Source organism: Lysobacter sp. BMK333-48F3 (assembly GCF_019733395.1).
Taxonomy (GTDB): Bacteria; Pseudomonadota; Gammaproteobacteria; order Xanthomonadales; family Xanthomonadaceae; genus Lysobacter.
In genome coordinates this window covers 2,381,988-2,408,929 of record NZ_JAIHOO010000001.1, presented here as the reverse complement: position 1 = coordinate 2,408,929, position 26,942 = coordinate 2,381,988, and the positions used below count along the sequence as shown (strand labels likewise).

The 26,942-nt window shown below is 69.4% G+C and carries 22 protein-coding genes and 2 pseudogenes; 10 read left to right on the top strand and 14 right to left on the bottom strand.

From position 1 onward, the window contains the following. Window positions 1-31: 31 nt before the first annotated feature. Both purH and K4L06_RS10245 read left to right on the top strand, forming a co-directional pair. Window positions 32-1,618 carry a bifunctional phosphoribosylaminoimidazolecarboxamide formyltransferase/IMP cyclohydrolase gene (gene purH, locus K4L06_RS10250; protein ID WP_221671294.1) on the top strand — a complete coding sequence of 529 codons (1,587 nt, stop codon included), beginning with the start codon at window positions 32-34 and terminating at the stop codon, window positions 1,616-1,618. 43 nt (window positions 1,619-1,661) lie between these two features. Next, window positions 1,662-2,348, top strand: a complete 687-nt coding sequence (locus K4L06_RS10245) for a hypothetical protein (RefSeq protein WP_221671293.1) — start codon at window positions 1,662-1,664, stop codon at window positions 2,346-2,348. A 206-nt stretch (window positions 2,349-2,554) separates the two neighbouring features. Here K4L06_RS10245 and K4L06_RS10240 read toward each other — a convergent pair whose 3' ends face one another. Then, window positions 2,555-4,012, bottom strand: coding sequence for a sodium:alanine symporter family protein (locus tag K4L06_RS10240; protein WP_221671292.1), 1,458 nt, complete (start codon window positions 4,010-4,012; stop codon window positions 2,555-2,557). 266 nt (window positions 4,013-4,278) lie between these two features. Here K4L06_RS10240 and purD point away from each other — a divergent pair, with 266 nt between their 5' ends. Beyond that, window positions 4,279-5,577: a phosphoribosylamine--glycine ligase gene (gene purD, locus K4L06_RS10235; protein ID WP_221671291.1), complete on the top strand. Its 1,299-nt coding sequence runs from the start codon at window positions 4,279-4,281 to the stop codon at window positions 5,575-5,577. A 182-nt stretch (window positions 5,578-5,759) separates the two neighbouring features. Here purD and K4L06_RS10230 read toward each other — a convergent pair whose 3' ends face one another. After that, the gene (locus K4L06_RS10230; protein ID WP_221671290.1) at window positions 5,760-7,382 is read right to left on the bottom strand and encodes an FAD-dependent monooxygenase; all 1,623 of its coding nucleotides are present in this window, start codon (window positions 7,380-7,382) and stop codon (window positions 5,760-5,762) included. Window positions 7,383-8,019: 637 nt separating this feature from the next. Further along, the gene (locus K4L06_RS10225) at window positions 8,020-8,301 is read right to left on the bottom strand and encodes a hypothetical protein (protein WP_221671289.1); all 282 of its coding nucleotides are present in this window, start codon (window positions 8,299-8,301) and stop codon (window positions 8,020-8,022) included. A 184-nt stretch (window positions 8,302-8,485) separates the two neighbouring features. Here K4L06_RS10225 and K4L06_RS10220 point away from each other — a divergent pair, with 184 nt between their 5' ends. Further along, window positions 8,486-8,845, top strand: a complete 360-nt coding sequence (locus K4L06_RS10220; RefSeq protein ID WP_221671288.1) for a HEAT repeat domain-containing protein — start codon at window positions 8,486-8,488, stop codon at window positions 8,843-8,845. A 65-nt stretch (window positions 8,846-8,910) separates the two neighbouring features. On the opposite strand, the gene K4L06_RS10215 is transcribed toward K4L06_RS10220, so the two are convergent. Further along, window positions 8,911-9,834 carry a LysR family transcriptional regulator gene (locus K4L06_RS10215; RefSeq protein WP_221671287.1) on the bottom strand — a complete coding sequence of 308 codons (924 nt, stop codon included), beginning with the start codon at window positions 9,832-9,834 and terminating at the stop codon, window positions 8,911-8,913. A gap of 130 nt (window positions 9,835-9,964) precedes the next feature. On the opposite strand from K4L06_RS10215, the gene K4L06_RS10210 reads away from it, so the two are divergent. Beyond that, complete coding sequence (locus tag K4L06_RS10210) at window positions 9,965-10,369, top strand: Rid family hydrolase (protein ID WP_221671286.1); 405 nt, start codon at window positions 9,965-9,967, stop codon at window positions 10,367-10,369. 143 nt (window positions 10,370-10,512) lie between these two features. Then, window positions 10,513-11,118, top strand: a complete 606-nt coding sequence (locus K4L06_RS10205) for a mechanosensitive ion channel family protein (protein WP_221671285.1) — start codon at window positions 10,513-10,515, stop codon at window positions 11,116-11,118. A gap of 175 nt (window positions 11,119-11,293) precedes the next feature. Here the strand turns inward: K4L06_RS10205 and K4L06_RS10200 are convergent, their stop codons facing one another. The 3 genes from K4L06_RS10200 to K4L06_RS10190 form a co-directional block, all read right to left on the bottom strand. Then, window positions 11,294-11,971 (bottom strand): IS1595 family transposase, encoded by a 678-nt coding sequence (locus tag K4L06_RS10200; RefSeq protein WP_221669623.1) that lies wholly within the window; start codon window positions 11,969-11,971, stop codon window positions 11,294-11,296. A 106-nt stretch (window positions 11,972-12,077) separates the two neighbouring features. Then, window positions 12,078-13,835 carry a CocE/NonD family hydrolase gene (locus K4L06_RS10195; RefSeq protein WP_221671284.1) on the bottom strand — a complete coding sequence of 586 codons (1,758 nt, stop codon included), beginning with the start codon at window positions 13,833-13,835 and terminating at the stop codon, window positions 12,078-12,080. A gap of 310 nt (window positions 13,836-14,145) precedes the next feature. Next, complete coding sequence (locus K4L06_RS10190) at window positions 14,146-15,201, bottom strand: alpha/beta hydrolase (protein WP_221671283.1); 1,056 nt, start codon at window positions 15,199-15,201, stop codon at window positions 14,146-14,148. Window positions 15,202-15,459: 258 nt separating this feature from the next. On the opposite strand from K4L06_RS10190, the pseudogene K4L06_RS10185 reads away from it, so the two are divergent. Beyond that, window positions 15,460-15,720, top strand: a pseudogene (locus K4L06_RS10185) (glycerol acyltransferase); the annotation flags it as partial. On the opposite strand, the pseudogene K4L06_RS10180 reads toward K4L06_RS10185, so the two are convergent. After that, window positions 15,705-15,965 (bottom strand): annotated as a pseudogene (locus K4L06_RS10180) (glycerol acyltransferase); the annotation flags it as partial. The pseudogenes K4L06_RS10185 and K4L06_RS10180 sit on opposite strands and share 16 nt — an antisense overlap. A gap of 709 nt (window positions 15,966-16,674) precedes the next feature. On the opposite strand from K4L06_RS10180, the gene K4L06_RS10175 reads away from it, so the two are divergent. The 3 genes from K4L06_RS10175 to K4L06_RS10165 all read left to right on the top strand — a co-directional run bounded on the left by K4L06_RS10175 (window position 16,675) and on the right by K4L06_RS10165 (window position 19,426). Then, window positions 16,675-18,558 carry an MFS transporter gene (locus K4L06_RS10175; protein ID WP_221671282.1) on the top strand — a complete coding sequence of 628 codons (1,884 nt, stop codon included), beginning with the start codon at window positions 16,675-16,677 and terminating at the stop codon, window positions 18,556-18,558. 90 nt (window positions 18,559-18,648) lie between these two features. Beyond that, window positions 18,649-18,978, top strand: coding sequence for a CD225/dispanin family protein (locus tag K4L06_RS10170; protein WP_221671281.1), 330 nt, complete (start codon window positions 18,649-18,651; stop codon window positions 18,976-18,978). A gap of 25 nt (window positions 18,979-19,003) precedes the next feature. Beyond that, the gene (locus K4L06_RS10165; protein WP_221671280.1) at window positions 19,004-19,426 is read left to right on the top strand and encodes a DUF2752 domain-containing protein; all 423 of its coding nucleotides are present in this window, start codon (window positions 19,004-19,006) and stop codon (window positions 19,424-19,426) included. Between the two features lie 3 nt (window positions 19,427-19,429). Here K4L06_RS10165 and K4L06_RS10160 read toward each other — a convergent pair whose 3' ends face one another. The 6 genes from K4L06_RS10160 to erpA form a co-directional block, all read right to left on the bottom strand. Next, window positions 19,430-22,273 carry a TonB-dependent receptor gene (locus tag K4L06_RS10160; protein WP_221671279.1) on the bottom strand — a complete coding sequence of 948 codons (2,844 nt, stop codon included), beginning with the start codon at window positions 22,271-22,273 and terminating at the stop codon, window positions 19,430-19,432. 94 nt (window positions 22,274-22,367) lie between these two features. Then, window positions 22,368-23,360 (bottom strand): FecR domain-containing protein, encoded by a 993-nt coding sequence (locus tag K4L06_RS10155; protein WP_221671278.1) that lies wholly within the window; start codon window positions 23,358-23,360, stop codon window positions 22,368-22,370. After that, on the bottom strand, window positions 23,357-24,118 hold the full coding sequence (locus K4L06_RS10150; RefSeq protein WP_343225750.1) for an RNA polymerase sigma factor: 762 nt from the start codon (window positions 24,116-24,118) through the stop codon (window positions 23,357-23,359). The genes K4L06_RS10155 and K4L06_RS10150 overlap by 4 nt, the downstream gene beginning before the upstream one ends. A gap of 379 nt (window positions 24,119-24,497) precedes the next feature. Continuing rightward, entirely contained in the window at window positions 24,498-25,409 is a 912-nt protein-coding gene (ampE, locus tag K4L06_RS10145) for a regulatory signaling modulator protein AmpE (RefSeq protein WP_221671277.1), read from the bottom strand. 161 nt (window positions 25,410-25,570) lie between these two features. Then, window positions 25,571-26,527 (bottom strand): NAD(+) diphosphatase, encoded by a 957-nt coding sequence (gene nudC / locus K4L06_RS10140; RefSeq protein ID WP_221671276.1) that lies wholly within the window; start codon window positions 26,525-26,527, stop codon window positions 25,571-25,573. Continuing rightward, window positions 26,524-26,898, bottom strand: coding sequence for an iron-sulfur cluster insertion protein ErpA (erpA, locus tag K4L06_RS10135; protein ID WP_221671275.1), 375 nt, complete (start codon window positions 26,896-26,898; stop codon window positions 26,524-26,526). Before erpA ends, nudC begins: the two co-directional genes overlap by 4 nt. Window positions 26,899-26,942 lie beyond the last annotated feature (44 nt).

Sequence of the window (26,942 nt, the reverse complement as noted above, 5' to 3'; positions counted from 1 at the left end):
CCCGCGCCCTTCCGCAGCCTCCCTCCCCGCAATGACCTCCGACCGCTCGACCGGCTCGCCGGTGAAACTCCGTCGCGCCCTGCTGTCCGTGTCCGACAAGACCGGCCTCCTCGATCTCGCCCGCGCCCTCGCCGCGCACGGCGTGGAACTGCTGTCCACCGGCGGCACCGCCAAGGCGATCCGCGACGCCGGCCTGGCCGTGCGCGACGTCTCCGAGGTCACCGGCTTCCCGGAAATGATGGACGGCCGGGTCAAGACCCTGCATCCGATCGTGCACGGCGGCCTGCTCGGCCGCGCCGGCACCGACGATGCGGTCATGGCCGAACACGGCATCGCCGCGATCGACCTGCTGGTGCTGAACCTGTACCCGTTCGAACAGGTCTCCGCCGACCCGTCCAGCTCGTTCGAGGACGTCATCGAGAACATCGACATCGGCGGCCCGGCGATGCTGCGCTCGGCGGCGAAGAACTTCGCCCGCGTCGCCGTCGCCACCGACCCGGCCCAGTACGCCGGCCTGCTCGCCGAGCTCGAAGCCAACGCCGGCGCGCTGTCGGCCAAGACCCGCTTCGACCTCGCCGTAGCCGCGTTCAATCGCGTCGCCCAGTACGACGCGGCGATCAGCAATCACCTCTCGGCGATCGCCGAGGACGGCAGCGCGCAGACCTTCCCGGCCCAGCACAACTCCAACTTCGTCAAGGTCATGGACCTGCGCTACGGCGAGAACCCGCATCAGCAGGGCGCGTTCTACCGCGACCTGTACCCGGTGCCGGGCACCCTGGCCACCTTCGCCCAGCTGCAGGGCAAGGAACTGAGCTTCAACAACCTCGCCGACGCCGACGCGGCCTGGGAATGCGTGCGCCAGTTCGAGCGCCCGGCCTGCGTGATCGTCAAGCACGCCAACCCCTGCGGCGTGGCCGAGGGCGTGGCCTGCGGCGACGCCTACGAGCTGGCCTACGCCACCGACCCGACCTCGGCCTTCGGCGGCATCATCGCCTTCAACACCAAGCTCGACGCCGCCACCGCCAAGGCCATCCTCGACCGCCAGTTCGTCGAGGTGCTGATCGCCCCCGACTACGAGGACGGCGCGGTCGAATACGCCAAGAAAAAGGCCAACGTGCGCGTGCTGCGCATCCCGCACGGCGCCGGCCGCAACATCCACGACGTCAAGCGGATCGGCTCGGGCCTGCTGGTGCAGAGCAGCGACCTGCGCGAAGTCGGCCGCGACGAACTCAAGGTGGTCAGCAAGCTCGCCCCCACCGAAGCCCAGCTCAACGACCTGCTGTTCGCCTGGCGCATCGCCAAGTTCGTCAAGTCCAACGCCATCGTCTATGCCCGCGACCACCGCAGCATCGGCATCGGCGCCGGGCAGATGAGCCGCGTGGTCAGCGCCAAAATCGCCGCGCTCAAGGCCGAGGAAGCCGGCCTGGTCGTGCCGGGCTCGGTGATGGCCTCCGACGCCTTCTTCCCGTTCCGCGACGGCATCGACGCCGCCGCCGCGGCCGGGATCAAGGCGGTGATCCAGCCGGGTGGTTCGATGCGCGACAGCGAAGTCATCGCCGCCGCCGACGAACACGGCCTGGCGATGGTGTTCACCGGCGTGCGCCACTTCCGCCACTGAGCCCGAACGCGGGGACGCCGCGCGCGTCCCCGCGACCGCGACCATGACCGCCGCCCCGACCCGCCGCGCCGGCCTGCGCGCCGCGCTGTTGCGCAAGCTGCTGGTGCTGGGCCTGATGCTGCTGGTCCTGGCCGGCTGGGGCGCGTGGCAGTACCTGCGCCGGCAGTCGGTCGACAGCCAGACCCTGGGCGCGCTGCCGGCCGACCGCCAGGCCCTGACCGTGCTGCTGGTCGAGCCCGACGTCGCGCTGGGCATCGACAGCGGCGTGCGCCGCGATTACACCGGCCAGCTCGCCCGCGCCCTGGCCCGGCGCCTGGACGAGGCCGGCTATCGCACCCAATCGCTGTCCGCGCGCAGCGACGAGGAGCGTTTCGGCCAGACCGCCCAGGGCCAGGACCGCGAAGCCGCCGTGGCGCACCAGGCGCGCACCGCGCAGGCGATCCGCGAGTTCGCCGCACCGGTGCTGCGGGTATCGCTGGCCGACCAGCGAATGGACGGCCGCCGCATCGCCGAACAAAGCTACCGGGTCGAACTGCTCGACCCGCAATCGCTGCAGCCGGCCTGGCGCGCGACCCTGACCTGGCGCGAAGGCCGCTACCAGTCCATCGCCCTGCTCTGGCACCTGCGCAAGAACCGCCTGCCGCCGCCGCAATGGGACAGCCTCGCCGACCTGGCGATGCAGCGCCTGCGCCAGGACGGCGTGATCGGCCAGACCGCGATCATCCGCTGACCCGCCCATGTAGGAGCGGCGTGAGCCGCGACCAACCGCAGCGGTGCAATACCACGCCACAACCCGAAGCCCGGATGCCGCAAACAAAGAAGCCCGGATGCCCGGGCTTCGGTGTCTGCGCTTACGTAAACCGCTTCGGCTTTCGCGGCTCACGCCGCTCCTACAGAGGCTCCGCGCCCCAAGGGGTAGGAGCGATCGATGGGCGCTCAGGCGCCCGGCTTCTTGCGCTCTTTCCAGATCTCGTGGTCGACCCCGTCGCCCAGCTCCGGGTACTGGGCGATATGGAACTCCGGCGACCTGCCTTCGTCGAGCTGGCGGTCGTAGTCGCGGGTCAGCTTGACCACCACCTTGGCCAGGGCCAGCACCGCGACCAGGTTCAACGTCGCCATCACCGCCATCGCCGCGTCGGCCGCGTCCCAGACCAGTTGCACCTTGGAGAACACGCCCCACACGATCACGCACAGCGCGACGATGCGCAGCGCGAACAGCGATTTGCGCCCGCCGCCGATGTACAGCAAGCCGCTCTCGGCATAGGAGTAATTGCCCAGGATCGTGGTGAAGGCGAAGAAGAACAGCGCGATCGAGGCGAACCACGCGCCCCACTCGCCGAAGAACACGGTCATCGCGCGCTGGGTGATGATCACCCCGTCGCCGCCCTGGCCGAGCACGCCCGACAGCAGCACGATCAGGCCGGTCGCGGTGCAGATGAACATGGTGTCGAAGAACACGCCCAGCGACTGCACGAAGCCCTGGCTGGACGGGTGGTGCGGCACCGGCGTCGCCGCCGCGGCGATGTTCGGCGCGCTGCCCATGCCGGCCTCGTTGGCGTACAGGCCGCGCTTGACCCCGTTGAGCATCGCCGCGGCCATGCCGCCGGCGATGCCGCCCGCGGCCTGGTCCAGGCCGAACGCGCCGCGCAGGATCATCATCACCGCCGCGGGCACCTGGTCGTAATGCGCGACCAAGGCCCACAGCGCCAGGCCGATGTAGCCGGCCGACATGAACGGCACCACCCACTCGGCGACTTTGGCGATCGAACGCAGCCCGCCGAAGATGATCGCGCCGGTCAGCAGCACCAGCACCACCGCGACCTGGGTCTGGCTGAACTTGAAGGTCTCACCGACCGACTGCGCGATCGCATTGGCGTGCACGCCGTTGAACACCACGCCGTAGGAGAACAGCAGGCAGAACGCGAACGCCCAGCCCATCTTCGGCATGCGCAGGCCGCGGGCGATGTAATACGCCGGGCCGCCGCGGTACTGGCCGTTCTCGTCGCGCACCTTGTACAACTGGGCCAGCGCGCTTTCCGCATAAGCGGTGGCCATGCCGACCGCGGCCGTGCACCACATCCAGAACAACGCGCCCGGCCCGCCCAGGCTCATCGCGATGGCGACGCCGGCGAGGTTGCCGGTGCCGACCCGCGCCGCCAGCGAAGTGCACAGGGCCTGGAACGGCGAGATGCCGGCGTTGTCGCCGTCGGTGCCGCGGCCGATCACGTGCAGCATGTGCGGGAACCGGCGCACCTGGACGAAACGCAGGCGCACGGTGAAGAAGATGCCGACCGCGAGCAGGCCGTAGATCAGCACATAGTTCCAAAGCACATTGTTGATCGCGCCGATGATCGGCGAGATGGCCTGTTCGATCCGGTGCAGCAGCCAATCCATGCGGGACGGTTCCGAGTAGGGGCGAGAGGAAGTAGCGCGGATGCGCCGCGCCGGCCTCGGCCCGGCCCTCGCCGTGCGAGGCTTCGGTACCGGCCTGGCGGCCGCCGCTCCGGGCGCTGCGCGCCGCCGCCGGCCCGTGGGCCGCGGCCCCATCCCTAGGCCGGAAAACCCGGCGATGGTAGCAGCCGGTCGCCCCGCCCCGGCCCCTGCCGTAAAATCCCATGGGTCATAAGCCCCTCCCCATCCGTCATATCCCCGGAGCACGCATGAAGGTCCTCGTCATCGGGTCCGGCGGGCGCGAACACGCGCTCGCCTGGAAACTCGCCCAGTCCTCGCGCATCGACGAGGTCCTGGTCGCCCCCGGCAATGCCGGCACCGCGCACGAGGCCAAGTGCCGCAACGTGAACGTGGCCGCCACCGACCTCGACGGCCTGCTGCGACTGGTCGCCGACGAGGCCGTCGCGGTCACCGTGGTCGGTCCCGAGGCACCGCTGGTGGCCGGCGTGGTCGACCGCTTCCGCGCCGCCGGCCGGCGCATCTTCGGGCCGACCGCGGCCGCGGCCCAGCTCGAAGGCAGCAAGGCCTTCGCCAAGGACTTCCTGGCCCGCCACGGCATCCCGACCGCGTACTACGCCGTGCATACCGAGGTCGACGCCGCGCTCGCCTACGTGCGGGAGAAGGGCGCGCCGATCGTGGTCAAGGCCGACGGCCTGGCCGCCGGCAAGGGCGTGATCGTCGCCATGACCCTGGAAGAAGCCGAGGCCGCGGTCGTCGACATGCTGTCCGGCAACGCCTTCGGCGCCGCCGGCGCGCGGGTGGTGATCGAGGAATTCCTCGACGGCGAAGAGGCCAGCTTCATCTCCATGGTCGACGGCCAGCACGCCTTGCCGATGGCCACCTCGCAGGACCACAAGCGGGTCGGCGACCGCGACACCGGCCCCAACACCGGCGGCATGGGCGCCTATTCGCCGGCGCCGGTGGTGACGCCGGAGGTGCACGAGCGGGTCATGCGCGAAGTCGTCATGCCGACCGTGAACGGCATGATCGCCGACGGCGTGCCCTTCACCGGTTTCCTCTATGCCGGATTGATGATCGACCAGGCCGGCGCGCCCAAGGTGATCGAATTCAACGTCCGCTTCGGCGACCCGGAAACCCAGCCGGTGATGCTGCGCCTGGAATCCGACCTGCTCGACCTGGTCGAAGCGGCCATCGACGGCCGCCTCGACCAAGCCCAGGCGCAATGGAACCCGCGCCCCTCGCTCGGCGTGGTGATGGCCGCGGCGAACTATCCGGAAACGCCGCAGACCGGCGACGTCATCCACGGCCTGACCGTGCCGCAGCCCCCGCACGCCAAGGTGTTCCAGGCCGGCACCAAGCTCGGCGACGGCGGCGACACCCTCACCGCCGGCGGCCGCGTGCTGTGCGTCTGCGCCCTCGGCGACGACGTCGCCCAGGCCCAGCGCGAAGCCTACGCCGCGCTGTCCAAGATCCATTGGGACGGCGAGTTCCACCGCAACGACATCGGCTGGCGCGCGATCGAGCGCGAACAGCAGGCCAAGGCCTGAGCCCCGCGGTGCGTCGCGCCCGAGCGCGACGCACCGACTTCGTCCCGGCATCGACGCGACCTGCACGCGGTCGCGACTCGCGTCGCTCCTACCCCAAAAACCGGCTCTTCCTGTAGGAGCGGCGTAAGCCGCGACAAGGAACGCGCAAGCACCGCAACAGCGTCGCCACCGGCCGAAGCGGTTTACCCGCCGTCCCTCCCCCCGAACCAAAGCGCCAACGCCTCGGCCAAGCCGGCCTCGCTCCCCTCTCCGACCCAGGCCACGTACCCGTCCGGCCGGATCAGCACCGCCGTCGGCGCCGCGACCTCGCCCAACACCGGCAACTCCCAAGCGCCGTCGTAACGCGCATCGACCGCCCGAACCCGATCGACCGGATCGGCAATCGCCAACGCCCCCTTCGCACCGAGGTTCAGCAATACCGGCCGCGCCGCATGCAACAAGGCGTACGTCCGCACCGCCTCGCCGTCGACCGACAGTTCCAGATCCGGTATCCGCCGCCCCAATAGCGGGTGTCCCTCGCCCAGGTCGTAGCGGATATCCAAACCCGACAGCTGTGCCGCCAACTGCCGCCGCGGCTCCTGCGCATCCAGCAGTCCCGCCACGACCTCGCGCAATGCCGTCGTGCGTTCGTCCGCCCGCCGCAGCGCGACCGAGGCCATCGTCGTGCGCAGCACCCGCGCCGCGACCGGATGCCGCTCGGTCTGATAGGTATCGAGCAAGCGTTCCGGCGAAATCCCCTTCACCACCTGCGCCAGCTTCCAGCCCAGGTTCGCCGCATCCTGCAGCCCCAACTGCAGGCCCTGCCCGCCGTCCGGCGCATGCACGTGCGCCGCGTCGCCGGCCAGCAGCACCCGCCGCTCGCGATAGGCCGCCGCCTGCCGGGTCGCATCGCTGAAACGCGAGATCCAGGCCGGGCTGTGCACGCCGTAATCGGTACCGCAGACCGCGATCAGCGTCGCGCGCAGATCCTCCAAGCTCGGCTCGCCCCTCGCGACCTGCGGCTCGGTCAACATCAACCGGATCGGCCCTCGCTCGGCGTACACCACCTGGCCGTCGCGGATCTCGTACTCGGTCCGGCCGAAGGAGTGCACGCCGAACGCGCTGCGATGGGTGCCGAACGCAGGCGTCTGCGCCATCTCGACCTCGGCGATCAGATGGCTGGCGGTCGCCTCCCAACCGGCGAAATCGATCCCCGCCGCCTTGCGCACCGCGCTGCGCCCGCCGTCGCAGCCGACCAGGTACTGCGCGCGCAAGGTCGTGCCGTCGAACAAGGCGATATCGACCCCGGCCTCATCCTGCACGAACCCGGCCACTTCGCGACCGCGATAGATCCTTACCCCAAGCTCGTCGACCCAACCGGCCAGGATCCGCTCGATATGGTTCTGCCACAGCCCCAGTCCGTACGGATGCCGGGTCGGAAATCCGCTCAGGTCGAACATCGTCCCGGCGAAACCGGCGACCTGGGCGATCTGTCCTTCGGCCAGGAAACGCTCGACGATCCCGCGCTGGTCCAGCAGCTCGAGCGTGCGCGCATGCAAGCCGCCCGCGCGCGAGCCCAGCAACGCCTGCGACTCGCGCCGCTCGATGATCGCGACATCCACGCACGCCAGCGCCAACTCCCCCGCCAGCATCAAGCCGGTCGGCCCGCCCCCAGCGATCACGACCGCATGCGACCTCGGCGCCGACGTCCGCTCGCTAGCGGCGCCGACATCGATGGCCCGCACCTCGGGCCCGCCCGTCGCCGCGCCCGCGCCACCGCGGCCACGCGATTCCCGCGCCTTCCACTTCGACAACCACATGCTCATCGCCGTCTCCCGACACGTAGCCCTCGCTACGGCCGGCGATTGAGCCCCACGCCCCGGGGCTTGCGGCAAGCCCCCAGGGGGCTAAGATAGTCATAGGGACGGAGCCCATCCGCTCCCGATGCGCACGCGGCGAACCGCCAACGCCGACAAAGCGCCGCCTGCCCCCTTGTAGGAGCGGCGTGAGCCGCGACAGAGACCGCGCAGAGAAGCCCAGCCCTATCGCCATCGGCCGAAGCCGCGCTTCACCTCCAGGGTAGGAGCGGCGTCCCACGGGATTTCTTCCGGCCACAAGCCGCGGCCACGGCAACGCAACCACGACGCGACCTGCCGCAACGCGGTCGCGACTCGCGTCGCTCCTACCCCAGAACCGCGACCTTTGTAGGAGCGGCGCAAGCCGCGACCACGACAACACAACAACGGCGCGACCTGACGCACCCTAGTCGCGACTCGCGTCGCTCCTGTCCCCGAACCAAAAAACTGTACGCCGCGACAAAAAATGCGCGGAAACGTGGACGCTATCGCCATCGACCGAAGCCGCGTTCGGACTGCAACGGGCAACGGGCAGGAGCGGCGCAAACCACACCCCGCTCCTGCCGAACGCATGAAGCCTAGGACGCGCGGACAGGCGAAAACGGGCCTAATGCAGCGTCCCCGCAGGCTCCTCGGGCGCCGGCTGCAGGGTCACCGCCAACTCCTCGAGCTCGCCGATCTCCTTCTCCAGGGCGTCGTACAACTCGCCCTGGCGCATCATCAATTCCTCGATGTTCTGCGCCTGCTTCAACTTCTTCAGCTCGCCGTCGAACAACAGCCACTGCGCGGTCAGCTGCTCGACGTAGTTCTTCGAGTAATGACGCATTTCCTTGAGCTGGTTCAGCGCCGCGTTGACCTGATCCAACGGCGTCTTCGGGTCCGCAGACATGGCGACCTCCTCTCGCAAGGTTCGCGCCCAGCGTAGCCAGCCGATGCCACCGCGACGTGAAATTCCGCCTCGTCGCCGCACACGCGTTCAGCCGATAGTTCTTCACTTCGCGCCGACATTGCCGAACGCGTTCATCGGGCATGCGAGAATCCGGCTTCGTATCCCCATAGGGAACCCGACGGCGATGGGCCCGTTCAAGGATGGCTGGACCAAACAGGACATCGAAGCGGCGATAACGCGCGGCTTGCCCGATGAACTTGCGTACGTACCGATCCTCATCGGCATGGACCCGCCCGATTGCGCCTGGGCCGAGGCCATCTGCGTGACGCTGGCGCGACACCCCGACGCCGATGTCCGGGCCAACGCCGTACTCGGCCTCGGCCATTTGGCCCGGACTTGCGGCCGGCTCGATCTGAGCGTCGCCGTTCCCACCATCGCTGCGGCGCTGCAGGACGCCGATCCGCATGTCCGCGGCCAGGCCGACGCTGCCGCGGACGATCTTTCGCAGTATCTCGGCGTCGCGGTTCCCCAGCCGATTCCTTGAACCGGACACAGGCATTCATCGGTGGCAGGTAGCGCTCTGGCTTCCACTGAAGTCCGAAAACCCGATCAACCTGCCGCTGCCATCATCGGCGCCTCCCGCCCCACCACTTCCACCACCCAATCGATAAAGACCCGCAGCTTGGCGCTGACGTGGCGGTTCGGCGGGTAGGCCAGGTACAGCGGCATCGGCGGCAGGCGCCAGTCGGCGAACAGTCGCACCAGTTCGCCGCGTTCGGCGTGGGCGCGGGCCATGTACTGGGGCAGCCAGAGCACGCCGAGGCCGGCCAGGCCGGCGGCGAGGTAGGCGTTGCCGTCGTCGACGGCGAGGGCGTAACGGCCCTGCAGCGGCACTTGTTCGTCGCCGCGCTGCAGGGTCTGGGCCGGGGGCTGGCCGGCGCGCGGCCACTGGAAGCGGACGATGCGGTGGCGGGCGTCGTCGAGCTCGCGCGGGTGCGCGGGGACGCCGGCGCGCTGCAGATAGGCGGGCGAGGCGTAGGCGCCCAGCGCGAGGTCGCCGATGTGGCGCGCGACCAGCGAGGGGTCGGCGATCGGGCCGCCGCGGATCACACAGTCGACGTTCTCGCCGATCAGGTCGACCCGGCGGTCGCTGACGCCCAGGTCGAGCTGCAGCTCGGGATAGCGCTCGCAGAACGCCGGCAGCGCCGGGATCAGGATCAGCCGCGCCAGCGGGCTGGGCACGTCCACGCGCAGCCGGCCGCGCGGCGCGGCCGCGGCGCCGGACAGGCTGGTTTCGGCGTCGTCGAGGTCGGCGAGCAGGCGCAGCACGCGCTCGTAGTAAGCGGCGCCGTCGGCGGTGACGACGACCTTGCGGGTGGTGCGGTTGAGCAGCTTGACCCGCAGCCGCGCCTCCAGCTGCTGCACCAGTTGGGTGACGCTGGTCTTGCTGATCCGCAGGGTGTCGGCGGCCTTGGTGAAGCTGCCGGTCTCGACCACGCGGGCGAAGGCCTGCATCGCGTCGATACGGTCCATCGCGGCTCCGGGTTGGTTCTGGATTGTCCGGATTCTACAAACAGTGAAAACCCGATCGCCGGGTCTATCGGCATCGAGCGCCTCTCTATCGTGGCCGCATCGACAACGACGGCTGCATGCCGAGGCAACGATGAGCAAGCGCGATGTGGTGTTTCCCGCAGGACGGCAGGCGCTGTACCAGCGCAACCGCTATTCGCCAGCGGTACGGTCGAACGGTTTCTTGTTCGTCTCCGGCCAGGTCGGCAGCCGCGAGGACGGCTCGCCCGAGCCGGAACTGGAGGCGCAGGTGCGGCTGGCGTTCGCCAATTTGAACGCGGTGCTGGCCGCGGCCGGCTGCCGCTTCGACGATGTGGTCGACGTCACCCTGTTCGTGGTCGACCCAGAGCGGAATTTCGAGCGCATCTGGGCGATCGTGCCCGAGTTCTGGGGCGAGGCGCCGCATCCCACCCTGACCGGGATCGGGGCGACCTGGCTGTACGGGTTCCAGTTCGAGATCAAGGCGATCGCGAAGTTGCCGGAGAGCGTCGCGGATTGATCGGCGCTGGCCGCGCGATCGCGCGCGATCGCGAGGGCGGCGGACGCGGCTCGGCCGGCGTTGCCGCCGCCTCGGGCACGGCGCCCTAACCCGCGCCCGCTTACACTGCCCGGCCATCCCACGCGCCGAGGATCGCCCCCGTCATGTCGCCGAGCATCGCGCAAAGCGCCTATGTCGCCATGAAGCTGGGCGAGGCCCTGGCGATCCTGGCCGGGGCCTGGCTGCTGACCACCCTGCTGCGGCAGCTGGTGCGGCGGATCTGCATCCGTTACGACATCGCGCCGGCGTTCGCGCTGGGCCTGCGCCGGGTGCTGAGCACGCTGATCTATATCTCCGCACTGCTGCTGTTCCTCAACCGCCTGGGCATTTCCGGCTCGGTGGTGTGGACCACGCTGACCGGCTTCGTCGCGGTCGGCGCGGTGGCGTTCTTCGCCGCATGGAGCGTGCTGTCGAACATCTTCTGCGCGTTCCTGATCCTGACCACGCGGCCGTTCCGGCTGTACGACTACATCGAAGTGCTGGAGAACGGCGACAAGCCGGGGCTGAAGGGGCGGGTGGTCGACATCAACTTCATCTACACCTCGCTGCAGGAGGTCCACGCCGACGGCGACGACACCGTGCTGCAGGTGCCGAACAGCCAGTTCTTCCAGCGCAGCACGCGGCGTTGGCGGCAGGAGCCGGGCTGGGCGCGGACGGCGCGGGAACGGGCGGAAGGCTCGGCGGATTGGCAGGACGCGGCGGGTCGCTGAGCGGGCGAGGGAGATACGTCAGCCGCAGCGCGGCATGCTTCTTTGCCCCCTTTGGAGAGGGGGCGGCGCCTGCGCAGCGGGCGCGGGGGATTTGCTGTTGCTGTTGCTTGGGACGAAGCAGAAGCAAATCCCCCCTGCCCCCCTTTTTCAAGGGTCTTAGGAAGCAAACAGCCCCTCAGAGTGGGTTGGATCGTAGCAACTTGAGGGTCGCCCGGTAGAGGTCTTCGTGGCGGTGGTTGAAGCGGAACTCGCACTCCTTCAGGTGCAGGTAGAAGGTGGCCTTGGGCACCCCGTTGAATTTGGCCAGGCGCCGCTTGGCGAAGCTCCAGAAGCTCTCGATGCCGTTGATGTGGTTGTCGCCCTCGGCGAAATGATTGCCGCTGTGGCGAATGCGCCAGTGCTTGGCATAGCCCAGGTCGACCAGGCCGTCGTAGCTGGACAGACAGTCGGAGAGGATTTCGCTCTCCAGGCGAATATGCCCACGAATTAAGGCCTGAAGCGTGGCGGTTTTGCAGTTGGGGACGATCTGGGTGTAGACGTGCTGGCCGCGTTTGAGCATGCCGAAGACGATGGTTTTCTTGCCGGCGCCGCGGCCGCGTTTGCCGCGCACGCGCCACGGTCCGAAGAAGGATTCGTCGACTTCCACCTGGCCGGTGAACGGCGAATGCTGCTCGCATTCGGTGGCGATGGCACGACGCAAGGCAAGGAAGATCGAGTTGACCGATCGCACGCTCAACCCGGTCAGTTGCGCGGTGCTGGTCGCGGTCAGGTCCAGGGCCCAGCAGCGCACGAGGGCCCGAAATCGGGCCTCGCTGATTTTCGAACGGCTGTAGTACCTATTTTTCTTATTCATTTCAGGAAGATAGCTGCGTTATGAGGCAGCTTTGCTTCCTAAGACCCTTGTCAAAGGGGGGAACGGCAAAAGCGGGGTTGCGCTGGAGCAGCTGACGGTCGGCGGCTTATGGCGATTCGTAGCTCAAGGTCGTGTCGTTCGGCAGCACCAGCTTGCTGCTGGCCAGATCGAGGATGATCTGCGAACCGGTGGCCAGCGGCGCCATGGCCGGGCCCGGTTGCCCATAGAACATCAGGTCGCCCGCGGCCAGCAGCACCAGCCGATTGCCGGCGTGCACCACGTCTTCCTGCGGATAGAAGTTCACCCCGGCGTATTGCGGTTCGCCGGCCACGCTCGGCTGGCCTCGCTCCAGGCTCTGCGCGTGATTCAGGCTGAGCGAGGCGAAGTTGAACGGACGCAGCGTGCCGTCGGGCAATTGTTCGGCCAGGGTCAGCATCAAGTTGGCGCGCGCGCCGGTCGCGGCGACGATGCCCTCGAAGCGCGGCATGCCGGACAGATGCAAATCGTTGGCCAGCGGCGCGGTGACGAACGCGACCCGGTCGTCGGGCTGCGGCGCGGTTTCGTTGACGTCCTGGCCGAAATAATCGTTGTAGTCGGCGTAGCCCACGCCCTGGACGGTGCCGAGCGTACCGGTCACCTGCGGGTACAGGGTCAGCTTCTTGGCGGTCGCCGGCCAGCGCGGCTCGTTGCGCCACTTCCCGGCGTCGTCCTGCACCTGCACCCGGGGCGCGTCGAGGATGCCGGTGTTGCGGTTCTTCAGGAACTGGTCGAACCAGGCCGTCATCACCGTGATCCAGTCGCTGCGGTCCGGCCAGGCGTGATCCCATTGGCCGAGCCAGGCCTTGAACGGCACGTTGCTGCCCTGCAGGGCTTCGATCCAGCCTTCCATGTTGTGCGGCTTGACGTTCCAGTCCTGCAGGCCGTGGATGTAGAACACGCTGGCGCGCTTCTTGGCCGGGTCGGCCTTGAGCGCGGCGAGATGGTCGCGCGCCTGCCAGTACGGCGTCTTGTCGCCGGCGACCAGGGAGGTGAAGCCTTCGGCGGTGACGTCGATGCGCTCCTTGCAGACCTCGCCGATCGCGGCATCGGGCGCGGTGGCCGGATCGAGCAGTTGGCTGCCGCCTTCCAGGCCGGCCGGGACCAGGCCGTCGAGCAGCCAGTAATAGGTGTTGAATCCGCGGGTGCTTTCGATCGTCACGCCGTTGACGTAGTTGTACTTGTACATGTCGGACAGGCCGCTGATCGGCACGATCGTCTTCAGCTGCGGCGGCGCCTCCACCCACAGGTCCTGCGGCGCGGTGCCGTCGTAGCTCACCCCCATCGCGCCCACCGCCTGGTTGGACCAGGGCTGCGCGGCGAAGTACTCGATCGCGGTCGCCATGTCCTTGGCCTCCTGCGGCCCGCCGATGCTGAAGCAACCGCCGGACGCGCCGGTGCCGCGCACCGACAGGATGCCGAAGGCGTAGCCGCGCTTGATCAGTTCCTGGAACGGCGCGGCGATGGCGAGGTTGAACGGATAGTTGGCGGCGCTGCTGACCGCCCGGGTCGCGGCCGGGTCTCCGCCGCCGTAGTACGGGGTGAGTTCCAGCACCAGCGGCACCGGACCGGCGATGTCCGGCCGCACGACCCAGGCATCGAGTTCCACGCCGTCGGCCATGGTGATGCGGTGATGCTCGCTGATGCCGGTCATCCAGCTCACCCCGGGAATCGGCTGCGACACGTCGTGCAGGTAGCTGGACACGGACGGCGACGGCGTCGCCTGCGGGGTGTCGACAGGCAGGCTGCCCAGGTCCAGGGCGGATACCGCCGGAATGGCGAGGACGGCGAGCAGAACGGCAAGGAAGCGGCGGTGACGGACGTGCATGAACCAGGCTCCTACGACGGATGCGGGCAGTGTCGGCATCGCCGTCGGCGTCCGGCACCCGGGAAAACGCTCAGCCGCAGGACGGAAAACCATCAATGTGATTCAGGTGGCAGGATTGGGCTCGTGCTGGGTCGGCGGATGAGGGGAGGCCTAGGTGCGTTAGTGATGCCGGATGGTCGAGGTGTCGCTGTTTGCGGTGTTGGAGAGCAAAAGCAAATCCCCCCTCCCCCCCCTTTTTCAAAGGGGGGAACAGCAGAGCAGGTGGGAGCGGGAGTGCGTCGCCCGGGGACGACGCACGTGCGGCGAAGGCTCAGAACGAGGTCACGTCGACGATCGCCTGCGCGAACGCCTCCGGCGCTTCCTGCGGCAGGTTGTGGCCGATGCCGCCTTGCAGTTCGCGGTGCGCGTACTTTCCGGTGAATTTGCGCGCATAGGCCGCGGCCGGCGGGTGCGGAGCGCCGTTGGCGTCGCCCTCCAAGGTGATGGTCGGGACCGCGATGGTGGGCGCCTTCGCCAGCCTCGCTTCGAGTTCGTCGAACTTCGCCTCGCCCTGGGCCAGGCCGAGGCGCCAACGGTAGTTGTGGATCACCACCGCGACATGGTCGGGGTTGTCGAAGGCGGCGGCGCTGCGTTCGAAGGTCGCGTCGTCGAAGCGCCATTGCGGCGAGGCCAGTTCCCAGATCAGGCGGGCGAATTCGCTCCGGTTCTGCGCATAGCCGCGTTCGCCGCGTTCGGTGGCGAAGTAGAACTGGTACCACCACTGCAGTTCGGCCTTCGGCGGCAACGGCGCCTGATTGGCCTGCTGGCTGCCGATCAAGTAGCCGCTGACCGAGACCAGGCCCCGGCACCGCTGCGGCCACAGCGCGGCCAGGATGCCAGCGGTGCGCGCGCCCCAGTCGCAGCCGCCGACGATCGCCGATTCGATGCCCAGCGCGTCGAGCAGGGCGACGGCGTCGGCGGCGAGCGCGGCCTGCTGGCCGTTGCGCGGGGTGTCGGCGGACAGGAAGGCGGTGGGGCCGTAGCCGCGCAGGTAGGGAACGACGACGCGGTAGCCCTGCGCAGCCAGGCGCGGCGCGACCTCGGCGTAGGTGTGGATGTCGTAGGGCCAGCCGTGCAGCAGCAGCACCGGGGTGCCGTGGCGCGGGCCGAGCTCGGCGTAGCTCACCCGCAGCACGCCGGCATCGATCTGCTTGAGCGGGCCCCAGGCGGCGGGCGGGGCGGAGCGGCGAGGGCCGGCCGCGCCGGCGGGTGCGGCGAAGGCGGAACCGACGGCGCCGAGCGGACCGGCGAGCAGGGCCAGGGCGGCGCCGCCGAGCAGGCTGCGACGTTGCGGGTCGTGCGGACGGTCGGTCGGTGCGGCGGTCATGACGGGCTCCTGGCGGGTGGGTGGGCCAGGGCATTGGACCGGGACGGGGTATCCGGCGCGTGTCCGCGGACCGGGAGTTTTGTATGCGAGGCGGGCAGGACAGAGCCGCAGCTCGGGACCGTAGCTGGGAGGTCTACTTTTCCGCTACTCCGCCCATTCCCGCTACACGATGCGGGGACGGGTTTGTTAGGCTCGCCCGACGAATCCTTCGCCCGAGCCGCCCATCCAGGTGCGGACCAGAACCGATAGCAGGACGGCATGGCGCACAACCAGTTCGCGTTGCTCACCCAACGGCGCTTCCTGCCGTTCTTCCTGACCCAGGCCCTGGGCGCCTTCAACGACAACGTGTACCGGCAGGCGATCATCGGCCTGCTGTTCTACCTCGGCGTCAGCGACGCCCAGCGCACGCTGTACACCAATCTGGCGCCGGCGTTGTTCATCCTGCCCTACTTCCTGTTCTCGGCCACCGCCGGGCAGATCGCCGAGAAGCTGGAGAAGCACAAGCTGATCCGGATCAGCTTGTGCTTCTCCAGCTTCTCGGCGATCTGCCCGGCGGTGGCCGAGAACAGGAAGTAGGGCAGGATGAACAACGCCGGCGCCAGATTGGTGTACAGCGTGCGCTGGGCGTCGCTGACGCCGAGGTAGAACAGCAGGCCGATGATCGCCTGCCGGTACACGTTGTCGTTGAAGGCGCCCAGGGCCTGGGTCAGGAAGAACGGCAGGAAGCGCCGTTGGGTGAGCAACGCGAACTGGTTGTGCGCCATGCCGTCCTGCTATCGGTTCTGGTCCGCACCTGGATGGGCGGCTCGGGCGAAGGATTCGTCGGGCGAGCCTAACAAACCCGTCCCCGCATCGTGTAGCGGGAATGGGCGGAGTAGCGGAAAAGTAGACCTCCCAGCTACGGTCCCGAGCCGCGGCGCTGCCGTCCGGCTTCTCCGGCGCATCGTCCCGACGCCGTTCGAATCTGCCTTCGTCCCGCCTGGGTCGAAACGGGGGGCGCCTTTTGCTGGTGCGCAAGGCAACAGCCGCAGCTCAAATCCCCCGCGCCCGCTGCGCGGTCGCCGCCCCCTTTGTCAAAGGGGGGAACGGCAAAGGCGGGATCCGGGCAGCAACAGCGTCTGCTGTTTCCCATCGGACAGGCCGCTTGCTGTTGCCCCCTTTAGACAAAGGGGGCGGCGACCGCGCAGCGGGCGCGGGGGATTTGAGCTGCGGCTGTTGCCTTGCGCACCAGCAAAAGGCGCCCCCCGTTTCGACCCAGGCGGGACGAAGGCAGATTCGAACGGCGTCGGGACGATGCGCCGGAGAAGCCGGACGGCAGCGCCGCGGCTCGGGACCGTAGCTGGGAGGTCTACTTTTCCGCTACTCCGCCCATTCCCGCTACACGATGCGGGGACGGGTTTGTTAGGCTCGCCCGACGAATCCTTCGCCCGAGCCGCCCATCCAGGTGCGGACCAGAACCGATAGCAGGACGGCATGGCGCACAACCAGTTCGCGTTGCTCACCCAACGGCGCTTCCTGCCGTTCTTCCTGACCCAGGCCCTGGGCGCCTTCAACGACAACGTGTACCGGCAGGCGATCATCGGCCTGCTGTTCTACCTCGGCGTCAGCGACGCCCAGCGCACGCTGTACACCAATCTGGCGCCGGCGTTGTTCATCCTGCCCTACTTCCTGTTCTCGGCCACCGCCGGGCAGATCGCCGAGAAGCTGGAGAAGCACAAGCTGATCCGGATCACGACCACGATGGAAATCGTGATCATGTCGCTGGCGGCGATCGGCTTTCTGACCCAGAACATGGCGATCCTGCTGGTCGCGCTGTTCGGCACCGGGCTGCAGTCGACCCTGTTCGGGCCGGTCAAGTATTCGATCCTGCCTTCGGTGCTCAAGCCCGAGGAACTCACCGGCGGCAACGGCCTGGTCGAGATGGGCACCTCGATCTCGATCCTGGTCGGGATGATCTTCGGCGGACTGATCTTCAAGCTCGCCGGCGATCACGGCCCGGTGGTCGCGGCGACCGCGATCGTGCTGCTGGCGGTGACCGGCAACCTGGTCAGTCGGATGATCCCGCGCGCCGATGCCGGCGAGCCGGATCTGAAGATCAACTGGAACCCGATTCCCGAGTCGGTGCGCATCCTGCGCATGACCCGGCGCCAGCCGGCGGTGCGCAACTCGATCCTCGGCGTGTCCTGGTTCTGGTTCGTCGGCACGGTGCTGACCTCGCAGCTGCCGACCTACGCCATCGCCAACCTCGGCGGCGCCGAAACGCTGTACATCTTCGCCCTGGCGCTGTTCTCGGTCGGCACCGGCGTCGGCTCGATGCTGTGCGAACGGCTGTCGGCGCGCACGGTCGAAATCGGCCTGGTGCCGCTGGGCGCGTTCGGCATGAGCGCGTTCATGGTCGACCTGCACTTCGCCCGCCCCGGCGCCGCCACGGCGACCGGGCTGGACGTCGCCGGCTTCATCGCCCAGGACGGCGCCTGGCGGATCGTGCTCGATCTGCTCGGCATCGGCGTGTTCGCCGGTTTCTTCGTGGTGCCGCTGTTCGCGCTGATCCAGAACCGCTCGCCCAAGAACGAGCTGTCGCGCGTGATCGCCGGCATGAACATCCAGAACGCCGCCTTCATCGTCCTGGCGGCGGTGCTGGGCGTGGTCGTGCAGCGCTTCTTCCACTGGACCATCCCGCAGGTGTTCCTGGCCCTGGCGATCGCCAACGCCCTGGTCGCGATCTACATCTTCACGATCGTGCCCGAGTTCCTGATGCGCTTCCTCAGCTGGGTGCTGGTGCGCACCCTGTACCGGCTGCGCGTGTCCGGCACCGAGCGCATCCCCGACGAAGGCGCGGCACTGATCGTGTGCAACCACGTCAGCTACATGGACGCGCTGATCCTCAGCGCCAGCATTCCGCGTCCGGTGCGCTTCGTCATGTACTACAAGATCTTCAACATCCCGGTGATGAGTTGGATCTTCCGCACCGCCAAGGCGATCCCGATCGCCGGCGCCAAGGAGGACCCGGAAGTCATGCGGCGCGCGTTCGCCGAGATCGAGGCGGCGCTGGCCGACGGCCAACTGGTCGGCATCTTCCCCGAGGGCGCGCTGACCAAGGACGGCGAGATCGCCCCGTTCAAGTCCGGGGTCGAGCGCATCCTGGCCGACAACCCGGTGCCGGTGGTGCCGATGGCGCTGCGCGGGATGTGGTCGAGCATGTGGAGCCGGCGCGACGGCCGGCTGCGCCGGATGCGGGTGCCGCGCCGTTTCCGGGCCCAGGTCGAGGTGGTCGCCGACCCGCCGCGCGACGGCGCCGCGGTCGACGCCCCGGCGCTGGAGACGCAGGTACGGGCGCTGCGCGGCGACCTGGCCTGAGCGCCGCCACCGCGGCGGGCGCGCTGCTAGGATGATCGGCGAGCGCGGCGGCACCGTTGCCGCCGCCGCAACGCGAGGGAGAGCGCGTCCATGAATCAACCCGTCGTCGGCGCCAGGTCGCCGTACCCGAACTACCTGGTCTGGTCGATCATCATCACCGTGATCGCGTTCTGCGCCTGCTGCGGCGTCGGCGCGATCCCCGGCGTGGTCTCGATCGTCTACGGCACCCAGGTCGACAGCAAGTTCGCCGCCGGCGACGAGGCCGGCGCCGCGCTGGCCTCCAGCAACGCCCGCACCTGGGCCTGGGTCTGCACCGCCCTGGTCGGCCTGGCGGTGGTGATGCAGGTGCTGAGCCTGTTCGTCGAAGGCATGGCCAGCGGCGTGGACATGATCCTCGACCAGGCGCGGCAGTGGCGCTGAGCCCGCGCTGCGTCCTGTGGTCGCCATGAACGCACTGAGCCCACGCCGCCGTCACGCCGCCCTGGCCGCGACCGCCGCCGCGGCGGCGCTGGCCGGCGGCGCCGCGGTCTGGCTGCTGCGCCGCTTCGACCCCAATGCGGCCAACAGCCCGCTGCCGGGCTGCGTGTTCTATCAGCTCACCGGCCTGTACTGCCCGGGCTGCGGCATGACCCGCGCCGCGCACGCCCTGGTCCACGGCGATTTCGCCCAGATGCTGGCGATGAACCCGCTGCTGCCTTGGCTGATGCTGGCGCTGCCGTTGCTGGTGCTGCACGCCTACGGCTATCGCCTGCCCAAGGCCGTGGTCGCTTCGCTGACCAGCGCCCGGCTGTGGATCGGCCTGCTGCTCGGCTTCTGGGTGCTGCGCAACCTGCCCTGGCCGCCGTTCGCCTGGCTGGCGCCGGGCTGAGGCTCAGAAGCGGTAGGTCGCGCTGATCAGGTAATAGCGCCCGACCGGATCGTCGTCGGCGATGCTGTAGCCGCCGGCGCTTTCGTCGTAGTTGACCGGCGCGTGGTCGGTGAGGTTGCTGACGTTGAGGCTCAGCAGCCAGTGCTCGAAACCGCCGTAGGCCAGGTTGAGCCCGACCAGGGTCGCGCTGGGCGTGCTGCATTTGCCGGCGCGCTTCCAGCGCTTCATGCAGTCCACGGTCGGGTCGCCGAAGTCGACCTTGGCCGGGCCCATGTAGCGCAGGTTGAGGGTGGCGATCCAGTCGCGGTAGTTCCACTGCACGCTGCCGAGCACGCTGCGGTCGGGCGTGGTGTAGCCGGCGTAGTCCAGCGCCGGCACCTGCGGGTGCGAGCGCCGGATCAGCCGGTCCAGGTAGTGACCGTTGAGGCGCAGCGCGAACTTGCCCCAGCGCGCGGTCTCGACCCGGTAATCGGCGTCCAGTTCCCAGCCGCGCACTTCGGTGCGGCCGACGTTGTCGAGGTAGATGTTGACCCCGTACAGATAGCCCTCGTCGTCGCGCAGCAAGGCTTCGGGGTACAACTCGGGGCGCTGCAGCGAGTTGATCACCAGCATCTCGTTGTTGCGCACGATGCGGTAGTGATTGAGGCTGAGGCTGAAGGCCTCGGCCGGCTGCCAGATCACCCCCAGGGTGCGGCTGTGCGAGGTCTCCGGCTTCAGTTTCGGATTGACCGTGGCGTGCTTGTCGACCAGGCAGGTGGCGTCGTCGTCGATCGGTATCAGGCAGGGTCCGATCGCATCGGAATACGGGATGTAGTCGATGTCGCCGAAGATCATCGGCCGGCGCACTTCGAACAGGGTCGGCGCGCGATAGCCCTCGCCGACCGAACCGCGCAGGGTCAGGCTCGGCGTCGGCGTCCACTTGAAGCCGGCCTTGGGCGAGACCCGGCTGCCGAAACCGCCGTTGCGGTCCAGGCGCCAAGCCGCGTCGATCGACAGCGTGTCGTGCAGCGGCAGGTTGATCTCGCCGTACACCGCCGAGTCGTTGCGGCTGGAGTTGCTGCGTTCCATCTCCTGCGCCAGGGCCACGCTGCCGTTGACGAAAGACGCGCCGGGGCGGGTCCGCAGGCGCTCGCGGCGGTACTCGGCGCCGACCGCGACAGTGGCCTCGCCACCGGGCATGCGGAACAGCGGGCCGTCGAAGTTGGCCACCGCGCTGTCCAGCACCACTTCGCCGCCGAGGGTGTTCTGCGGCGAGATGCGCTCGATCACCTCGTTGGACTTGCCGCTCTGGTCGAAGCGGAACAGGCGCTGGTCGGCCGCCTCGAACAGCTCGGTCTCGTCGATCAGGCCGTCGATGCGGTTGTGCACCTTGTTGCGGCGCTGGGCCAGGCTCAGATCCCACTCCCAGCGGCCGCGGTAGCCGCGCAGGCCGACGGTGGCGTCGCGGGTGTTGGTGACGGTGCGGTTGCGCACCGGCCCGACTTCGGAGAAGGCATAGGCCAGCGGCAGGATCGGCAGCGGCGCGAACGCGTCGGGGTTGTCCTCGGGCAAGTTGACCAGGCCGTAGAAGGGCGCGTTCTGCATCTCCAGCGAGACCCGGGTCGCGCGCAGATCGGCGTAGAACTCGCCGTTGCCGCCGACCGGCTGGCGGTAGTGGGCGTAGAAGGCGTTGCTGGTGATGCCCGGTTGCAGGCTCACGTACTGGGCGCGGTCCAGGCTGCAGGCCTTGCCCTCCAGGCCGGGGTCGCGGTCCTCGCAGCCTTTGATCGGCACGTAGAAATTGCCGATGTAGTAGCCGAACGGGATGCGCGCATCGCGCAGGCCGGCATCGCGCTGGTCGACCGTGCTCCAGTCGCGCTGGCTGCCGACCAGCGGATTGCGGGCGAAATGGTCGGCGCTGAGGAAGACGCTGCCGCCGCCGCGGGTCTGCAGGCCGATGCTCGCCGACAGCCGCTGCTGTTCGGCGTCGCCGCGGTCGGACACGCCGTAGTTGGCGGTGATCTCGCCGCCGCTGTAGTCCTTCTTGAGGATGATGTTGACCACCCCGGCCATCGCGTCGGCGCCGTAGATGGCCGAGGCGCCGCCGTGCAGGATCTCGATCCGGTCGATCATGCTCAACGGAATGCCGTTGAGGTCGCTGAGCGCGCCCATGTCGGTCGAGACCAGGCCGTAGTTGGCCATGCGCCGGCCGTCGACCAGGAACAGGGTCGCGCGCGGGCCCAGCGAGTACAGGCTCGAGGACGCCGCCGCGGCCGAGGGCACCTGCGAGGCGCCGCCGCCGGTGGCGACGTCGCGCGGGTGGTGGCCGGTCATGCCCGGCATCAGCCGCAGCAGGTCGAACAGGGTCTGGTGACCGCTGGCGCGGATCTCCTCGCGGGTGATGATGGTCAGCGGGGTCGAAGTCTGGAACGCCGAACGCGGGATGCGGGTGCCGGTGACGTGGACCGTGTCGAGCTGAGTCGGCGCGCTCGGCGGCGCCGACTCGCGCCGCACCGTCGCACGCGGGGGCGCGACCGGGCGCGGGCGCGGCACCGCCTGCAACAAGTAGGTGTTGGCGTTTACGGCTACCGCGGTGAGGCCGGTACCCTGCAACAGCCGGGCCAGGGCCTCGCGGGTGGGGGCTTTGCCGTCCAGGCCGGCGCTGCGACGGTTGGCGACCAGCGACGGCGAGTACAGGATCTGCACCCGGCTCTGCGCGGCGAAGGCGTTGAGGGCGTCGTCCAGGGCACCGGCGCGGATGTGGTAGCCATCCCCAGTGGAATCGTTAGGAGGGGCCTGAAAAGCCCCGGCTTCGGACGCGGCTAGAAGCGCGACGGAAACGAGGAACGCAGGGAAAATCTTGGCCATCCACCAACCGCATCGATCGGACTACAGCGGAACACGGCGCCCCCTGTGGACGGCGCTGACCCAACCATAGCATCGACTCGGCCGATGCGGTGTCTCAACCCGCCTTGCGCCGCAAAACGATGTCGCCGTCGGCGCTGCGCTCGCTCTGCAGCGACCAGCCGCGCTCCAGCGCCTGCAGCAGCGAGGCCTGGTCGCCGATATGGAACACGCCGCTGACGGTGATGTCGCCCAGGCCCGGCTCGGCCAGGCGCAGCTTGGTCGCCGAGTAGCGGTTCATCTCGCTGAGCAAGGCGTCCAGGCGGCGGTTCTTGAACACCAGGTCGCCGTCTGGCCAGGCCTGGGCCACCGCCAGGTCCAGCGGCTCGGGCGCGCCGAGCCGGCCTTCGCCGTCGTAGTTGAGCTGCTGGCCCGGGCTCAGGGTGCTGTGGGCCTGGGCCGCCGCGCCGGTGACCTCGACCGCGCCCTCGATCAGGCCGACGTTGACCGCGCTGTCGGCCTTGCTGACCTGGAAGGTGGTGCCGATGTCGCGGATGGTGCCGCGCCCGGCCTTGACCGAGAACGGCCGCTGCGGATCGGCGGCGACCTGGAACTGGACCCGGCCGCGGTCGACTTCGATCTCGCGCCGGTCCTCGCCGAAGCGGGCGACGATCGCCGAGTCGGTGTCGAGCAGCACCCGGGTGCCGTCGGCCAGGCGCAGCCAGCGCTGCTCGCCGACCGCGGTGGCGTAGCGTTCGCCGGCCGGCAGCGGCGCCGGCGTGCGCAGCCAGCCGATCCCGACCACGGTGGCGACCAGCAGCGAGGCGGCCAGCGCCGCCGGCGCCCACCAGCGCGGACGCGCGCTGTCGCGGCTGGCGCGCCAGGCGATGCGCGCGGCGGCCTGCAGCATCTCGTCGCCGGCCAACTGCGCGGCCAACTGGTGCGCGCGCTCGGCCTGCACATAGGCCTCCAGGTGCGCGGGCGATTCGTCCAGCCAATCCTGGAACTGCGCCCGTTCCTGGGCGGTGCACTCGGGCGAATCCAGCCGCGCGACCCACGCTTCCGCGCGGCCGTCGTCGACATCCGTCGATGCGGTGAGTGAAGTCTTCATGATTCCTGCCAGCTCTCGTAGCCGCTTTCCTTCATGCGCGTGCGCAACAGCGCCAGCGCCCGGCCGATATTCTTCTCCACCGCCTTTACAGAAATACCGCAATGGCGCGCGATCTGGGTGTAGCTCATGCCGTTGATGCGGTTGAGCAGGTAGACCTGGCGGCTGCGCGCCGGCAACTGCAGGATCGCCGCGCGCACCACCGCCAGCTCCTGCTCGGTCGCCACGCGCTGGTCGTGCGCGGGCTCCTGCGAAGGCAGCGCATGGTAGTCCTCGTCCAGGCTGACGTGCTCGGGCGCGTGTCGCGTCTTCTGCCTGCGCCCGCGGTCGTTGAGGGCGTTGATCGCGATCCGGTACATCAGGATCTTGAGCGATTCCGGCGGCTGCTCGCGGTAGCGCAGCATCCGCATCATGGTTTCCTGGGCGATGTCCTGCGCGTCCTCGAGCGAGGCGGCGGACTTGCGCAGGAAGGCGATCAGCGGCTCGCGGTGATCGCGCAGGAAGGCGACGAAATGGTCTTCGTCCACGCGCGTCGAAGCCGCCTGGTTCGCCGCCGAAGAGTCCTGACCCACGTCCACTTTCGCCCACGTTCCCGGGAATTGTTTCGATACTAGCCCAGCCGCCTGCGCCGGGCGAACGAAGTCCGCGGTCTCGTGCACGGCCAGGCCGGGCGCGAAACCGGCCTGGATGATGGGCGTAAATCGACTCACCGGATCGGGTTCTCCGCAGGAAGTTGGGCGCGCGGGCGCGACGGCAATCACGCAACGCACACCGGAACGGCTCGATCGGTCGCTTCCGCCGAATCCGCACCGCCCCCCGGACGCCCATGCGTCACGGCGCGCGCGTCAGCACGATCGCCGGGCTCGGCCGATCCGCAGCGCGCGACCCGCGCCCCGCCTCCCCGGCGGGAACTACGCCTCCCCGCGTTGCGGGAAGCGGGCGACTCGCGCGGCACGCCGGATCTCGCCGTACCCGTGACCAGAAACGCAGCCGGGGCGGGGGCTCCCTACCCGTTCCATGCGCCGGCGTCGGGATTCGGTTCAGGCGGTCGCAAAAGCGGAGCGAACGGTCGCCGCCGCAGGGACCGCCGGGGCTGCAGGAAGGTCGTCGAACGCGCCCGGAGGTCCCGGGCGCAGGCGGTCAGGACACGAAGCCGGCGATCACGAACAGCGCCAGCACCGCCAGCCACACCAGCAGGCTGCGCCAGACCAGGCTCATCGCGTCGCGCAGCTCGGGCACTTCGCCGATCGCCGCCGGAGTCGCCGGCGCGCCGACCCCGGCCTCGTCGACATAGTCGGCGGCCTCCTCGGCCAGCTCGCACTTGACGCTGGCGCGCGCGACCGCGCCGAGGAACCGGTGGTCCAGGCTGGGCCGGGCGCCGCCGGATTCGCGCCAGGCGCCGAGCACGGTGTCGAAATTGCCGACCAGGGCCAGGGCCAGGGTCATCAGCTGCGCCACCGGCCAGTCCAGCGCCGCCAGCGCGGCGCGCGCGCCGGCGCGGTTCTCGCCGGGCAATTCGCGCGAGGCCTCGCCTTCGGCGGCCAGGGCGATCAGGCGGTAGCCCAGCGCCCCCACCGGGCCCAGCACCAGGAACCAGAACAGCACCCCGAACCAGCGCCGCAATGCGCTGCGGAACACCGCCTCGATCAGCGAGCCGCCGTCCAGGGCCGGCGTGTCGCCGTAGGGAAACAGGCGCGCCGCGGCTTCGCGGCGGGCGATCGGGTCGCGCGCCGAAGCCAGCGCCTCGACGTCGAGGTCCAGGTCGCGCGGGCCCCAGGCGTAGAACAGCACCACGATCGCGAACACCAACCCGCCCAGGCCGATCAGCGGCTCGTCCAGGGCCAGCTGGAACAGGCCGACGCCGAGCAGCGGCGGCAGCAGGGCCAGGACCAGGCCGCCGCGGCCGTGCCAGAAGCTGCCTTCGGGAAAGCGGCTGCCGATCCAGCGCAGCCAGTCGCCGTACCAACCGTAGTGACGCACCGACGCGGCCAGCGACTGGGCAAGATGGCCGAGCACCAGTGCGACGACGGCGGCGATCAACGTGACGGACATCGGGCGACGCTCCTGGCGTAGCGAATCTGAGTCCGATTCTAACGCGCCCGAACTAGCGCGACCGAACTGGCGCGACCGCACAGGCCCGAGATCGGCGCCGATGCCGCGCGCCTACCGTACGCGAACGCATTGCGCCGGCGCTTGCGGCCGGCGCCGGGGCCTCAGCCGCGCGTGCGCGCCTCGGCCTGCGCCAGCCAGTGATCGATCAGCCAGCGCGAGATGGAAATGCTCGGCGACAGCAACGGCCCGACGCCGTCGTCCGCGCCGCGTTCGCCGCGCGCCGCGGCGGCGCGGATCTCGTCGAGGGTGAACCAGCGCGCGTCTTCGAGTTCGTCGCCGACCTGCGGTTCGTCGGCTTCGGCCAGCGCGGCGAAGCCGAGCATCAGCGCGCCCGGGAACGGCCAGGGCTGCGAACCCAGGTAACGGCAGCCGCGCACGCGCACGCCGGTTTCTTCCAGCACCTCGCGCGCGACGGTCTGCTCCAGCGATTCGCCGGGCTCGACGAAGCCGGCGATGACCGAATAACGGCGCGCCGGCCAGCCGCTCTGGCGGCCGAGCAACAGGCGCTCGCCGTCGTCGACCGCGACGATCACCGCCGGGTCGGTGCGCGGGTAGTGTTCGCTTCCGCACAGGCCGCAACGGCCGAGCCAACCGGCGCGCGAGAACCCGACTTCGCCGCCGCAGGCGCCGCAGTAACGGTGCCGGCTGCGCCAGTGCTGCAGCGCGCGCGCCTGGGCGAACACGCTGGCGTGCAGCCAGGGCCACTGCGCGGCGGCGCTGCGCAGGTCGACCCGGCGCGGCGCCTGCCAGGCGACCAGTTCGGCCTCGATCGCGAACCAGGCCGCGCCGTCGCCGTCCAGGCCGAGGAACACCGCTGCGCCGACACCGCCGGGCCCTTCGCTGAGTTCTTGCCCGCTGGGCGCGCGCAAGCCGCCGTCTTCGTCGGCATGGGCCTGGCCGGACGCGTCGAGCACGATCACCCGCGCCTGCGGCCACAGCGCGGTCAGGGCCTCGGCGTCGTCGCGCAGATGGTCGGCGCGGTCCAGCGCCGCGCGCCAGGCCGAACCGGATTCGACGAAGGCGAACGCCGACGCTGGCGGGGCGTGAGGCTCGCTCACACGCCGAACGAAGAACCGCAGCCGCAGGTGGTCTTCGCGTTCGGATTGCGGATCACGAACTGCGAGCCGTGCAGGCTCTCGGTGTAATCGACTTCGGCGCCCATCAGGTACTGCAGGCTCAGCGGATCGACCAGCAGGGTCACGCCGTCGGTCTGCACGGCGAGGTCGTCCTCGCCCTGCTGCTCGTCGAACTCGAAGCCGTACTGGAAGCCCGAGCAGCCGCCGCCCTGGATGTAGACGCGCAGCTTGAGGGCGTCGTTGCCCTCCTCGGCGATCAGTTCGCGGACCTTGTTCGCCGCGGCCGAGGTGAACTGCAGCGGCCGCTCCAGCGATTGATAGCCCGGAACGGCGGGGTGAAGAGTGGTTTCCATGCGCAAAAGGATGAGGGCCCGGCGGCGCGCATTCAAGCGCACCG

Bases quoted from the DNA above. Each gene is read 5' to 3' on its own strand.
- purH (WP_221671294.1), top strand. From the start codon at position 32: ATGACCTCCGACCGCTCGACCGGCTCGCCGGTGAAACTCCGTCGCGCC.
- K4L06_RS10245 (WP_221671293.1), top strand. From the start codon at position 1,662: ATGACCGCCGCCCCGACCCGCCGCGCCGGCCTGCGCGCCGCGCTGTTG.
- K4L06_RS10240 (WP_221671292.1), bottom strand. From the start codon at position 4,012: ATGGATTGGCTGCTGCACCGGATCGAACAGGCCATCTCGCCGATCATC.
- purD (WP_221671291.1), top strand. From the start codon at position 4,279: ATGAAGGTCCTCGTCATCGGGTCCGGCGGGCGCGAACACGCGCTCGCC.
- K4L06_RS10230 (WP_221671290.1), bottom strand. From the start codon at position 7,382: ATGAGCATGTGGTTGTCGAAGTGGAAGGCGCGGGAATCGCGTGGCCGC.
- K4L06_RS10225 (WP_221671289.1), bottom strand. From the start codon at position 8,301: ATGTCTGCGGACCCGAAGACGCCGTTGGATCAGGTCAACGCGGCGCTG.
- K4L06_RS10220 (WP_221671288.1), top strand. From the start codon at position 8,486: ATGGGCCCGTTCAAGGATGGCTGGACCAAACAGGACATCGAAGCGGCG.
- K4L06_RS10215 (WP_221671287.1), bottom strand. From the start codon at position 9,834: ATGGACCGTATCGACGCGATGCAGGCCTTCGCCCGCGTGGTCGAGACC.
- K4L06_RS10210 (WP_221671286.1), top strand. From the start codon at position 9,965: ATGAGCAAGCGCGATGTGGTGTTTCCCGCAGGACGGCAGGCGCTGTAC.
- K4L06_RS10205 (WP_221671285.1), top strand. From the start codon at position 10,513: ATGTCGCCGAGCATCGCGCAAAGCGCCTATGTCGCCATGAAGCTGGGC.
- K4L06_RS10200 (WP_221669623.1), bottom strand. From the start codon at position 11,971: ATGAATAAGAAAAATAGGTACTACAGCCGTTCGAAAATCAGCGAGGCC.
- K4L06_RS10195 (WP_221671284.1), bottom strand. From the start codon at position 13,835: ATGCACGTCCGTCACCGCCGCTTCCTTGCCGTTCTGCTCGCCGTCCTC.
- K4L06_RS10190 (WP_221671283.1), bottom strand. From the start codon at position 15,201: ATGACCGCCGCACCGACCGACCGTCCGCACGACCCGCAACGTCGCAGC.
- K4L06_RS10175 (WP_221671282.1), top strand. From the start codon at position 16,675: ATGGCGCACAACCAGTTCGCGTTGCTCACCCAACGGCGCTTCCTGCCG.
- K4L06_RS10170 (WP_221671281.1), top strand. From the start codon at position 18,649: ATGAATCAACCCGTCGTCGGCGCCAGGTCGCCGTACCCGAACTACCTG.
- K4L06_RS10165 (WP_221671280.1), top strand. From the start codon at position 19,004: ATGAACGCACTGAGCCCACGCCGCCGTCACGCCGCCCTGGCCGCGACC.
- K4L06_RS10160 (WP_221671279.1), bottom strand. From the start codon at position 22,273: ATGGCCAAGATTTTCCCTGCGTTCCTCGTTTCCGTCGCGCTTCTAGCC.
- K4L06_RS10155 (WP_221671278.1), bottom strand. From the start codon at position 23,360: ATGAAGACTTCACTCACCGCATCGACGGATGTCGACGACGGCCGCGCG.
- ampE (WP_221671277.1), bottom strand. From the start codon at position 25,409: ATGTCCGTCACGTTGATCGCCGCCGTCGTCGCACTGGTGCTCGGCCAT.
- erpA (WP_221671275.1), bottom strand. From the start codon at position 26,898: ATGGAAACCACTCTTCACCCCGCCGTTCCGGGCTATCAATCGCTGGAG.